Origin of the sequence: Alteromonas halophila, from assembly GCF_014651815.1 — a bacterium.
Taxonomy (GTDB): domain Bacteria; phylum Pseudomonadota; class Gammaproteobacteria; order Enterobacterales; family Alteromonadaceae; genus Alteromonas; species Alteromonas halophila.
Window position 1 is genome coordinate 41,931 of record NZ_BMXP01000010.1, and the last position, 12,545, is coordinate 54,475.

12 protein-coding genes and 1 pseudogene are annotated in these 12,545 nt (G+C 52.4%); 9 read left to right on the forward strand and 4 right to left on the reverse strand.

Annotation, left to right across the window (positions count from 1 at the left end; genetic code table 11):
- Positions 1-36: 36 nt before the first annotated feature.
- The 6 genes from IE054_RS15345 to IE054_RS15370 all read left to right on the forward strand — a co-directional run bounded on the left by IE054_RS15345 (position 37) and on the right by IE054_RS15370 (position 4,843).
- Entirely contained in the window at positions 37-1,248 is a 1,212-nt protein-coding gene (locus IE054_RS15345; protein ID WP_189407956.1) for a type II secretion system F family protein, read from the forward strand.
- A 131-nt stretch (positions 1,249-1,379) separates the two neighbouring features.
- On the forward strand, positions 1,380-2,267 hold the full coding sequence (locus IE054_RS15350) for a prepilin peptidase (protein WP_189407958.1): 888 nt from the start codon (positions 1,380-1,382) through the stop codon (positions 2,265-2,267).
- Positions 2,267-2,872: a dephospho-CoA kinase gene (gene coaE, locus IE054_RS15355; RefSeq protein ID WP_189407959.1), complete on the forward strand. Its 606-nt coding sequence runs from the start codon at positions 2,267-2,269 to the stop codon at positions 2,870-2,872. Before IE054_RS15350 ends, coaE begins: the two co-directional genes overlap by 1 nt.
- 123 nt (positions 2,873-2,995) lie before the next feature.
- A complete protein-coding gene (gene zapD, locus IE054_RS15360) occupies positions 2,996-3,748 on the forward strand; it encodes a cell division protein ZapD (protein WP_189407961.1) in 753 nt (250 codons plus the stop codon).
- A 10-nt stretch (positions 3,749-3,758) separates the two neighbouring features.
- Entirely contained in the window at positions 3,759-3,977 is a 219-nt protein-coding gene (yacG, locus tag IE054_RS15365) for a DNA gyrase inhibitor YacG (RefSeq protein WP_189407963.1), read from the forward strand.
- Positions 3,978-3,985: 8 nt separating this feature from the next.
- Entirely contained in the window at positions 3,986-4,843 is an 858-nt protein-coding gene (locus IE054_RS15370; RefSeq protein WP_189407964.1) for an aspartoacylase, read from the forward strand.
- A 488-nt stretch (positions 4,844-5,331) separates the two neighbouring features.
- Here the strand turns inward: IE054_RS15370 and IE054_RS15375 are convergent, their stop codons facing one another.
- The 4 genes from IE054_RS15375 to IE054_RS15390 are packed head-to-tail and all read right to left on the reverse strand — an operon-like array spanning position 5,332 to position 9,272.
- On the reverse strand, positions 5,332-6,141 hold the full coding sequence (locus IE054_RS15375; RefSeq protein WP_189407966.1) for an SDR family NAD(P)-dependent oxidoreductase: 810 nt from the start codon (positions 6,139-6,141) through the stop codon (positions 5,332-5,334).
- Positions 6,138-7,073, reverse strand: a complete 936-nt coding sequence (locus IE054_RS15380) for an SDR family oxidoreductase (protein ID WP_189407967.1) — start codon at positions 7,071-7,073, stop codon at positions 6,138-6,140. The genes IE054_RS15375 and IE054_RS15380 overlap by 4 nt, the downstream gene beginning before the upstream one ends.
- Complete coding sequence (locus tag IE054_RS15385) at positions 7,063-7,977, reverse strand: bile acid:sodium symporter family protein (RefSeq protein ID WP_189407969.1); 915 nt, start codon at positions 7,975-7,977, stop codon at positions 7,063-7,065. Before IE054_RS15385 ends, IE054_RS15380 begins: the two co-directional genes overlap by 11 nt.
- Complete coding sequence (locus tag IE054_RS15390; RefSeq protein WP_189407971.1) at positions 7,977-9,272, reverse strand: flavin-containing monooxygenase; 1,296 nt, start codon at positions 9,270-9,272, stop codon at positions 7,977-7,979. Before IE054_RS15390 ends, IE054_RS15385 begins: the two co-directional genes overlap by 1 nt.
- A gap of 175 nt (positions 9,273-9,447) precedes the next feature.
- Here IE054_RS15390 and IE054_RS15395 point away from each other — a divergent pair, with 175 nt between their 5' ends.
- From IE054_RS15395 to IE054_RS15405, 3 genes and pseudogenes are all read left to right on the forward strand, one after another.
- Entirely contained in the window at positions 9,448-10,440 is a 993-nt protein-coding gene (locus IE054_RS15395; protein ID WP_189407972.1) for an AraC family transcriptional regulator, read from the forward strand.
- Positions 10,441-10,593: 153 nt separating this feature from the next.
- Positions 10,594-11,910, forward strand: a complete 1,317-nt coding sequence (locus tag IE054_RS15400; RefSeq protein WP_189407974.1) for a DUF2254 domain-containing protein — start codon at positions 10,594-10,596, stop codon at positions 11,908-11,910.
- A gap of 114 nt (positions 11,911-12,024) precedes the next feature.
- Positions 12,025-12,545 (forward strand): annotated as a pseudogene (locus IE054_RS15405) (hypothetical protein); the annotation flags it as partial.

Below are 12,545 nucleotides of genomic sequence, written 5' to 3' on the forward strand. Positions count from 1 at the left end.
TTTGTCTCTAACCTCAGCATCTATCCGGATAAGGCTATGGCTAAAGCAGCAACCACATTTACCTGGCAGGGCAAAGACCGCACCGGCAACAGCCGAAAAGGGGAAATCTCCGCTCCATCACTGGCTGAAGCGAAGAACCTCCTGCGGCGTCAGGGGATTTCTGCCAACAAGGTAAGAAAACTGAGCAAACCATTGTTTGGCGGGCGCAGCAAAAAAGTCACGGCCGCAGATATCTCAGTAGTGTCACGACAAATCGCCACTATGCTGAATGCGGGCGTTACCCTGATCCAGTCACTGGAAATGATTGCACAGGGCCATGGTAAAGAATCGGTGCGCAAGCTGCTGGGTGAAATAACAGAAGAAGTCAAATCGGGTAACCCATTATCGGGGGCACTGCGCAAGAACCCTGAGCATTTTGATGATTTGTACTGCGACCTGGTCTATACCGGTGAGCAATCCGGTGCTCTGGAGACCATTTACGATCGTATTGCAACCTATAAGGAAAAAGCGGAAGCCCTGAAGTCTAAGATCCGCAAGGCGATGTTTTATCCTGTCGCGGTGCTGGTCGTCGCCTTTATTGTTACCACCATTCTGCTGATTTTTGTGGTGCCGCAGTTTGAAGAGATTTTTAGCAGCTTTGGGGCACAACTTCCTGCCTTTACCCTGTTTGTACTGGCCATATCCGCCTTCGTGCAAAATTACGGCGTGTACATCGCCATCGCCGCGGGTATTGGCGGATTCCTGTTTATGCGTGCGTACAAAAAGTCACCGAAGCTGCGCGATAGTATTGATAAAAAGGTCTTAAAAGCCCCGGTTGTTGGCGAAATTCTGAAAAAAGCCAGTATCGCACGCTTTACCCGTACGCTTTCCACCACCTTTGCCGCCGGTGTTCCCTTAATTGGTGCGCTTGAATCCGCGGCCGGAGCCTCCGGCAATGCCGTGTACCGCGACGCCATTTTATTTGTGCGTAAAGAAGTGGCCGGCGGTATGCCCATGCATTCTGCCATGCGCGCCACCAATGTGTTTCCTGATATGGTCACTCAGATGATTTCGATTGGTGAGGAGTCAGGCGCGGTGGATGAAATGCTCAGCAAAATTGCAACCATCTACGAAGCCGAAGTGGACGATATGGTCGACGGTCTGACCAGCCTGCTGGAGCCCATGATCATGGCGGTTCTGGGGGTGGTCATTGGTGGTCTGATTATCGCCATGTATCTGCCCATTTTCGAAATGGGTAATGTGGTATAACTCGCCTGGTTCAGCCGGGCGTTTAACATTGCGACCGGCTGACTGACACCCCGGTGCCTGGGCAAATGGCATTGTTTATTCCCCGCCATTCTGGCAGTCTTCAGCAACGAAAATAACACGACGAAGAAACTATGGAATCGGTCATACAACTTAGTCAGCTCTATCCGGGCTTCTTTTATGCCCTGGTATTTCTGGTCAGCCTGATGGTAGGCAGTTTTCTTAATGTCGTGATTTACCGGCTGCCCATTATGATGGAGCGCAGCTGGCAACGGGAATATAGCGAATATTTCGATGTCGATGCAGCGCCAGCCACTGCGTCAGCCCAGACAACGCCGTTTAACCTGGTAAAGCCCGACAGTACCTGCCCACAGTGCGGCCACAAAATTCGCGCCTGGGAAAATATCCCCGTCATCAGCTACCTGTTTCTGCGCGGTCGTTGCGCAGGCTGTAAAACGCGCATCTCTGCGCGCTATCCTCTGGTTGAATTACTCACTGCGGTGGTTGCTACTATCGCCGCTGTCCGCTTTGGGCCGTCTGCTGCCGCCTTAATCAGTGTTGTTGTGTGTTATCTGTTAGTCGCACTTATTTTTATTGATCTTGATAAGATGTTGCTGCCGGACCCTATGACCCTCTCGCTGCTATGGCTGGGCCTGCTTGCCAGTACGGCAACAATTTTCGTTGACCCTACTGATGCCATTTTAGGTGCGGCATTTGGTTACCTTAGTCTGTGGTCAGTCTACTGGTTATTTAAACTGGCCACCGGCAAGGAAGGCATGGGGTATGGCGATTTCAAACTGCTTGCTGCGCTGGGTGCATTCACCGGGTGGCAGGGCTTACCTGTCATTATTCTGCTCTCCTCCTGTGTAGGCGCGGTGGCCGGGGTACTCATCATGGTGTTGCAAAACAAAGGCCGCTCACTGGCCATTCCCTTTGGTCCTTACCTGGCCGTTGCCGGTCTGATAACCCTGCTGTACAAAGACACCATTATCTCGGCGTACCTGAACTGGGTGCTGAACTAATGTCGGCCTTTGTGGTAGGCCTGACCGGCGGCATAGGTAGCGGTAAAACGGCAGTAACTAACGCCTTTGCCAAGTTTGGCATTGATATCATTGATGCCGACGTCATTGCCCGCGAGGTCGTGGCGCCGGGCAGCGATGGACTGGCTGCGATTGCCGCGCATTTCGGAAGCCAGGTGCTGCATGACGATGGCACGCTTAACCGCCAGGCAATGCGCGAGCATGTTTTTCAGCACCCGGATGACAAGCAATGGCTGAACAACCTGCTGCACCCCATGATACGTGAGGGCATGAACGATGCAGTGCAACGCGCTAATTCGGCCTATTGTATTCTGGCCATCCCGTTGCTTGTGGAAAATCAGCTTCAGCATATGGCGGACCGGGTGGTAGTGGTGGACTGCCCGGAATCTCTGCAGTTGTCGCGGGCCATGGCACGCGATGGCAGTGATAAGACCACCATCGAGAACATCATGGCCTCACAGGCAAGCCGGCAGGACAGACTGGCGATTGCCGATGATGTGATTGATAACAGCGGTACACTTGAGGCAACCACAACGCAAATCAAGCAACTTCATCTGAACTATTGCCGTTTATCGGGCGTCTCATAGTCAATATTCGCTTGTCACTCCCGCCTCGTTCTGGGAGTATGCAACGCTTCACACTTACGCGACTGCTTGAATTTTTTCTGTTTTTACGTTTTATTGCGCGTAGGTAACACAAAAAGGATCGGCATGACTGACGCTGTACTCGAATTCCCTCTGAAGGAAAAGGTTAGAAACTACCTGCGCGTGGAGCAGCTACTACGCTTAATGCGCAGCAGTGCCCGATCGCAGGATCCTCAGCTTCAGTTCGTTTTCTTTGAGCAGTTGTTTGTACTCCTCGACCTAGTGGAACGACTGGACCTGCGTACCGATATTTTAAAAGATCTGGATGTCCATGAAAAATCACTGGTGTACTGGTCACAACACCCAAAAATAGACAGCGATGCCCTCGATCAGGCGCTTAAACACCTGTTAGCCGTGCGCGCCGATCTTAAGTCATCTACCCGTTTTGGGATTGATCTTAAGGACGATAAGTTTCTGTCCGGGATCCGCCAGCGCTTTGCCATTCCGGGCGGCGCCTGTGCTTTTGATCTGCCAAACCTGCATTACTGGCTGAACCTGCCTGCAGATAAACGCCAGCACGATTTCGCTGGCTGGCTGAACAGCCTGAAACTGCTGGAAGATGCGGTATCGCTGAATATGTCCTTTATTCGTGAACGTGGCAGTTTTTCCAGAAAAACCGCAGAAAACGGGTTTTATCAGGGCGCAGCCGAAGACAAAAATGAATTAATTCGCATAAAATACCAGGGCGATAACAATATCTACCCAACCTTTAGCGGCAACAAGTACCGCTATGCCATTCGTTTTATGCGTTTTGTCAGTGACGGCGATCAGTCCTCAGCAACCGATGCTGATACACCTTTTTCTATGGCCGTCTGTTAGGGAGGATGTCATGAATGTTAAATGCCCGATTTGCGAAAAGCCGGTAACCTGGAGCGAAAAAAGTCCCTATCGCCCTTTTTGCTCAAAGCAGTGTCAGCTTATTGACCTTGGCGAATGGGCCAGTGAAGAACGCAGCATTGCCCAGAAAGCATCGCATCAGGCCGTACCGGATGAAGAAGACATCGAAGCCATGCTGGCAGAGCAGCAGGACAATTTTTTCAAACATTAAGGACTGGTATGACACCCCATATTGCGCTGATTGGCGGTACGCACGGTAACGAGAGCAGTGGTATTCAGATAATTCGCAATTATCGCAGACTTGGCCTGCCGGATGCGGCACAGGGCCTGAATGTATCACTTCACCTGGCTAACCCCGCAGCCATTAATGCCAATGTCCGCTATGTTGAGGATGATCTTAACCGTCAGTTCACGCCCGCGCGGCTGCGCAGTAACGATGCCAGTCAGGAAGCTGTACTGGCCAGGCACCTGAACGAGACCCTGGGTCCGAAGGGTCACAGCGACGTCGACCTGGTTATCGATATCCATAATACTACCAGCAACATGGGGGCAACCTTAATACTGCTGGATGACGACGCGTTTAATGTTCAGCTTGCCCGGTATGTTAAGCAACAGATGCCTCAGGCCAATATTCTGCTGGAGGATGAGAAGCCCTACAATGAACATGCTTACCTGTGCACCCTAGGTAAACGCGGCGTCATGGTGGAAGTGGGCGCACAGCCTCAGGGGGTATTGCGTGAGGATATTCTGCTGCAGGCACAAACCATGACCGAGATCATTCTGGCCTTCTGTGCCATGTCCGATAAGCCCGACCTTCCGCCCTGTTCTGCCTTCCGGTTAGGTGAAAATGTCATGTACCCGCTTGATGATTTCGGGCTGCGCAGCGCAATGATTCATCACGAATTACAGGACCGGGACTTTTTACCGCTGATGCCTGGCCAGCCTGTTTTCCGCAGCTTTGATGGTAAAGATATTACCTGGTGGGAAGATACTCCCACCTACCCGCACTTTATTAACGAAGCGGCGTATCACAAGCTTGATGTGGCCTTTGCCAGTGCCTCACAGATCACACTGTAACCGGCGGCGCCAGAGAGCACCCAGACTACTGCCTGCGACGCAGCATTTGCTGGAAAAGTCCTGATGCCTTCATGCTGGCAATTTCTTTGTTGAAGTCACCTCGCAGATGGAACTCGGTCTCGTACCCCGGCGTTTTGCACACGTGTCGGATGATATCCACATCTATCCCGCCCCCCCCCCTGCTCCTCTTGATAAAACGCCCAGGGCGGACCTATATTTACCGGAACCTGAAGGGTTTTGTTATTCGCCGCAACGTGACATGCGACCAATGTTAATAACAAAATCAGGACTCGCACTAATGCACTCCACACGATCTTTACGCGACCAGTATTTACCACTGCCCAGAGTGTAGTGCAAGTCATCATGCCAGTGATAGTGCCCGCCCCCGTGCCAGAGAGTTGCCTGAGAATTACCGGCTGTGCAGGGAAACAGCTTCGTAAGGTACTTACGGCATCACAGGAACAAACTTCCTGAGTACGTCGCCGACACTACCGGTCTTGCCGCACCTTAAATTCCGGGCTCAGGCGTTTACGCATAAGGTGCAGATAAAGGGCTGGAAACAGGCGGTACAGCAAGCTGGATAAAAAAGTAAAGCGGTCTGGAAACACCCTCGCTTTTCGCGCATTCAGGGCACTGATAACCCGACTTGCCATCCAGTGGCTGCTACGCATTCTTCCCACCATTGAACGCGTACCAGTGGCATTGCCGCCACGTCCGTCCAGCGCATTTTTGTCAATGGGCGTGTCTAAGAAGCTGGGGTAAACCATCAGAATGTGGATGTCACTACCTGCCAGCTCTGCCCGCAAGGTTTCGAAGTACTGATGCAGTGCCGACTTAGCCGCGCAGTAGCCCGCGCGGCCCAATACCGGCATCCACCCAGCCATAGAGCCAATATTGACAATGCTGGCCTGCTCGCTGAGTTGTGGCAGCAGGCCCTGAGTGAGCTGAACGGGCCCAAGAAAGTCCACGTCCATGACCTTGCGAATAACGTCAGTCTGCGTGTTTGTGGCCAGTGAACGATGCGTGATCCCGGCGTTATTGATGAGCACATCAATCGGTAGCATCATGTCCTTAACCTCGCTGATCAACCGGGTTATATCCACAGGATTACTCAGGTCGCACTGCAGATAAGTGACGTCCCCGACGTCGCCGGTTTGTTTTCGCAGCAACCTGATATCAAGGTCGAGCAGCAACAGATGATAGTTTTCTGCAAGCTGACGGGCTATTTCCAGGCCCAGCCCTGAGGCTGCCCCGGTAATCAGGGCAGTTGGCTTATCTTTGTTTCCTTGCCCGGTCATTCGTCAGCCCTGCCACGAGTATTTGCATAAAACGCAAACACTTCCCGGGATGTCTTGCGGGGGATGTAACCGAACTCCTGTTTAAGCGCCGCATTGCTTAACACCGGGCGGTAACGCAGAAAATCCAGTTGCCGGGCACTGTATTGTGTCAGGTTGAGTGCGTGCCCTACCGACAATGCCCCGCTAAGCAACCAGGCTGGCAGCGTCAGCAAGGGCTTGCCGAGCACCTCGGCAATTTCAGTGATAGGCATCGCCCCGTCTCCGGCCAGATTAAACCTTCCTGTTTTACTTTCCGTCACGCCTTTCACAATAATACTGACCACATCCTCATCCCAGATAAAGATAAACGGCGACGCTGAGCCTTTAATTGCCAGAAGTCGTTTTTTTTCAAACAAATCGGTTATCGGATTTTTGGTTGTCGTGCCAAGCACCGTGCCCGGTCGCAGGACCAGCTGCCTGAGCTGGGGATATTGCGTCGCGTAGTCTGCCAGCATTTCCTCCACCAGGCGTTTATGATGGCTGTAGGCAAAATCTTCGTTACCCCGTAGCGGTGCAGACTCTGACAGCCAGGCCGGGTTATCCGCGTGGTAACCATATGCTGCGCCACTGCTGGTCACCGTTATATGCGAAACGTTATTACGCAGACACGCATCCAGCACATTTTTTGTTCCGTTAACATCAATGTCATAGTCACGTGCACGGTCGCCGCTTGCCTGCAGCACACTGGCCAGATGGACGACATGGGTTATCTGGTGCTCAGCAATTACATCGCTTAGCGCAGGATCGCGGATATCTAACGGGTAATAATGACAGGACTGCCGCTCAGGCGCTTTCAGATCAATGCCAACCACCTTGTCCGCGGCATCCAGCTGCCTGATGAGCCGTCGACCGATATAGCCTTCACAGCCGGTGACCAGAATATTAAGACTCATAGATACGCTGCCTGATTGATGGGTTTCGGAGTCCGCGGCGGCGATCCAGACATTGCCACACACCACTTAACGCCAGTCCGGATATGAGATGCCAGATCCCCCACGCCGCGGCAATGATCGCCATACCAGAGAGATTGGAGAAAACCGTAAAAATAATCCCCAGACCCAGACCGGAGTTCTGCAGCCCCACTTCCAGAGTGATGGCTCGCCGGTCAGGCCGACTGACCCGACAAAGCCGTGCCATGCCCCAGCCTATAGCAAGGGCCAGTGCGTTATGTCCAACTACGGCGAGAAGGAATACACTGGCACCACCAATAAAGCGCTGCCAGTTCAATACAAGCGCTACCGCCACAAAGCCTAACAGGGTACACAGCGAGATCACTCTGAAAAAGGGCTCGCTGCGGCGCGCAAATCGCGGATAGTGGTGCGCACACATCAGCCCCAGAGTCAGCGGCAATGCCAGCACCAGTGCGACAATCAGCAGCATATCTGCCGGTGATACAGCAATGGAACTTAACAGGGCATTGGTACGCGGATTCAGCGCCCCGTACAGCATAAAATTAAACGGGGTAAGTATGCTGGCCATCAGGCTGGCTATACCGGTCATACTCACCGACAGCGCGGTATTGCCGCGCGACAGGTAGGTCATCAGGTTTGAAAAACTGCCCCCCGGACAGCAACTGACTAACAACAGTCCCAGCGCCACTTCGCCTGGCATGGGTATCAGATAAATCAACAGGCTGGTGATGCCAGGGAGTAAAATAAACTGGGCAGACAGACCGGCGACAGGCCCTCTTGGCGCTTGCGCCACGCGTTTAAAGTCAGCCGGTGTTAAGCTCAGCGCGATCCCAAACATCATCATCGCCAGGATCCCATTAAGCACGGCCAGTGTGCCCGCCGACATCAGCGCTCTGCCCCCAGTGCAGCCATTTCCTGTGACAGCGTGTGCAGGTAATCGGCTTTGTGCACATAGTACGCCATCCGCTCAACCTCCAGATAACGCATACCGCCATCAATCCGCTGGCCGGCTTTTGCTTTGACCCTGTCGAAGAAGCGTGCCGCTGCATCGGGATTGTCCTGCTGCAGCCGAATCACTTTTGCCACCAGCTTGGCCTGCTCATCCCGGCCCTGCCAGCCAAGACCCGCCGCTTCCACCATTCCCATTACGAACAGACTAGGGTGAAGCGGATTAAACATGTTGAGATACAGTTGCGGAGCATCGCCGTGCCAGTTCAGGTGCTGCTTACTGATAAACGGATAGTGCAGTTTGTAACCGGTGGCCTGCAAAATAAGATCGTACGCGCCATGTTCTCCATCGCTAAACTGCGCGCCATCTGCGGTCAGCTTCGAGACCGAAGGACGTACCCGGATATCTCCGTGACCAATGTGATGTAAAAATAATGAGTTAATCACCGGATGGGATTCGTACATTTTGTAGTCGGGATCAGGCAGTCCATACTGACTGGGTTTGCCAGATATCAGCCTGACCAGAAGCCCATCCAGTCTCTGTTTCAGCGCATTGGGAAGACGAATTTTGCCGCCCAGCGTATCCGTCGGGCGTCCCGCTACGAATTTAGGCAGGAAATAATACCCTCTTCGTACCACCATATCGACCTGACTGGCGCGATGCACCGCATCCACAGCAATATCACAGCCGCTGTTGCCACACCCCACAATCAGCACACGTTTACCGGCAAACACATCAGCACTGGTGTAATCGCAGCTATGCATATGTTCGCCAGTAAAAGCGCCGTCAAACTGCACTTTATTGGGCTCGTGCAGCGTGCCATTGGCCAGCAATACCCCCTGGGCAATCAGTTCGTGTTCTTTGTTATCACTCCGATAGCGGATCCGCCAGTTATTCCCCTGAGGTTCAATCTGCTCAACCCAGCAGTTAAACTGGTAATGCCGGTATAAGTCGAAGTGACGGGCATACGCCTGAAAATACCGCTTCAACTGATCATGCTTTGGGTACGTGGCGACGTCATCGTCCATTGGAAAATCATTAAACTCGGTCATACGCTTAGACGAAATCAGATGCGCAGAGTCATACATGGTACTCGTCGGGCTGTCTATGTCCCACAGGCCACCCACATCATGGTGTGCTTCCAGCCCAATGACATTGATGCCCTGCTCGGCCAGTCTGCGGACCGTGCATAATCCCATTGGTCCGGCCCCAATCACTACATACAAAGACATAGTCGTCTCTCATCACTCGACATGCAAAAAGATTAACAAAACATTTACAGCACATCTCTGCTTTGTCGGGACATTGACTGGTTAATACGGGACATAAACAGCGTTTCCGGTTACGCTGGGAGCAATTCTACTTACAGCGTATGGGCCACCCGCCCATCAATCAGAGGACAAACCGGTGACTGCGAGCGTAACGCACAGCTATACCAACGCGATATTACACTATCTCTCTGTGCACAATATCCCGCTTGATTCTGACTTACGTTATGACATCGACAGCTATAACGATGCAGATCGTTTACCCATGGCGCTTCAGGATGCGCTCTGGCAATTCCTCGACCATCTCGGCCAACCAGCCATCGGTCTGGATATAGGTATGGAAATGCTACCGCAAAATTTCGATACCATGGGCTTTTTACTGCTAACCAGCCCATCGTTAAGTGTGGCGGTGGAGAGCCTGCTGAATTATTCCCCTCTTATTGGCGAAGGCGGCACCTTCACCCGCACACACACAGCGCGCGGCTGGCAACTGTGTTATGAGCCTCAGTTTACTGTCGCTGTTCCACTAAGAATTGAGGCCATTTTTGCGTCGATCGCCAGTGGCACCCGCTGGGTAGCAGGCAAAAATATAACGCCTGTCAGCGTGCACTTTCGGCATAGGCAGCAAGCTGAGCGCACGCGATACCGGCAGGTATTCGGCAGCGCAGCGTTACAATTTGAGAGCCACAGTAATGCGATTGTTTACGCAGACAGTGACTGGCACTTCAAGCAACGCGATGTAAACCCTGCAGTTCAGGCGCAAATGCTGGCGCTGGCCAGACAACAACTGGCGCAACTTAAACCTACGACATTTTCAGAACAGGTAAGCGCACTGTTGACTACCCAGCCCTGGCTCAGCAGAGCACAGGTAGCGGCCAGCCTGGCAATGAGTGAGCGCACACTGACAAGACGCTTGTCCAGTCAGGGCATGAGCTTCCAGACACTGGTCAATACGATTCGTAAACAGTATGCCCTGGAACATATCTGTCAGGCGAATGTGACCCAGGCCAGCCTGGCGGAGCACCTTGGCTACAGTGATGAACAGGCATTCGCTAAAGCGTTTCGTCGCTGGACCGGACTGGGTTTCAAAGCCTACCAGCGTAAACACTGTGGGTCATACACTCAGCCATGATAACGGGCACTTTGCACCGCACACACGAGCACTATTTACGCAGGACAAGGCGCTGCTGGCAAAAAGTGAATAAAACAGGCGGACTGGCCGTATCAGAATCAGCGACTAACAGTTTTACATGCTTTTGAAGGCACACATCAGGGAATAACACGGATGCAGCAACGTATTTTACCTTTTTTAACGTTCAACTTTCGGAATATCTGGGAGAAGGTAAGCACCAGCTACTGGTTTATTCCGGTATGCATGATGATTGGCGCGTTTCTCATCTGGATAATCTGCTACACCCTTATACAACGCGCCACACTGCCCGACTGGATGCTGACTGTATTCCCTCTGGTTTCTATGGCTGGCGCACAACAGGTATTATCCACCATCGCCACCTCTATCATTACTGCAACCAGTATTGCATTCTCTATGACTGTGGTGGCGTTAACCCTTGCCTCGTCGCAGTTCGGTCCCAGGTTACTGCGCACATTCATGCTTGATAAAGCCACGCAGTGTGTACTGGGTCTGCTGGTATCGAGCTTCATTTTTAGCCTGATTACCCTGCATCATCTGGACAGCGTAGCTGACAATAAGAGTGCGCTTGCCATGCTCTGTGGCATGACGGTGTGTTTAGCCATTGCTGACACTTTTGCGATTATTTACTTCATCCACCATATTGGACGCTTTATTCAGGCTGACGAAGTCATATACCGGTGTTATCAGGAACTCATCAGTAACCTTGACGGGCTGCTGCCGACCTATGATGTCTCTGACAAGGCACGGCCGATAGCCGCAAAGTTGCTGCCACCGGCCGCGCATTCAGTAGCCATAACTACCCGCGAAGCTGGCTATGTACAGACCGTAAATTACACCCTGTTACTTCACTGTGAAAGGAACGGGATTGAAGGTATCGACGTCCACGCGCGCTCTGGAGACTATGTTTTCCCTGGTGCGGTAGTGCTAACGGTACACTGCCGTCAGACGATGTCTGCGGATGAGTTACACGGCTTGCTCGACGCAGTAACGCTGGGGTCAAAGCGTACACCTGTGCAGGACCCGGAGTTTGCCATAGGCCAACTGGTGGAACTCGCACTCAGAGCATTATCGCCGGGAATAAACGATCCCGTCACGGCCATCTCCTGTCTGGACAGGCTCACAACCTGCTGCATTTATATGTCGCAAAAGGAATTTCCAGCAGCCTCAGTGGTAAATAAAAGTACCGGGATGTGGCTCAGACGCAGAACGTTTTCACTAACGGGCATTCTTGACAAAGCATTCAACCAAATTCGTCACGATGGCAAAGATCACCTCGACATCGCGCTTCATATTCTGTTTTGTCTGAGCGTTCTGCAAAAGCACCTGCCGCATTCCATGCAGGCAACGCTGTCTGCACAGGCCCGGGCAACCTACGAGCTTGCACTTGCTTCACCGCTGAGCGATCCGGACCGGAATACGCTCAAAACGGCATTTATGGAATTACAATAGCCGCCACTCAGACAATTTAGAAATTACCTTGACCCGCCTGACCCAGGCCGGTCAGGATAGAGCTGGCGACGGATTTTTAACGGGAGATTTACTCAGGTGCGGTATTTTTGTTTTGTGACAATGGTTTTTTGTAGCTGTCTGTTTCCCGCGTTCGCCGGCGGTATTGCGATAAATGTAGAAAAAGACGCAAGCGATGCCTGGACCGTCACTTATGTCGCAGAATCACCGGTCACCAGACTGGTATTCGTGAGAACACCGAATAAATCCAGGTTAAAGCGATGGACGCCGGTTTCAGAGGCATTTCGCATTGTTAAACATCAGGGCAAAGAAACGGTTGTCAGAGCCGACAAGCAACCTTTTAGCCGGGTCTCGTTTAACCTGACGCCCACGTATATTCCGCTGCCCAAGGAATATGCGCCCTTCTCTCCGTTCTCAGATGGCGGCATGCTGTTTCACTCCGGGCGCTTTTTCGTGTGCGCGAATGCGTGTGACAACGGTAGCTATACCTGGGATATGTCGGTGGTCGCGCCGGTGGCAGACAATATAGTGGTGGGCGGCAAAGTCCTCAGAGGGAAAGCCGAATGGGTTGACTACAAAAACGGCCGTAAAATTTATGTGGGGCCGGCTAAGCCAGT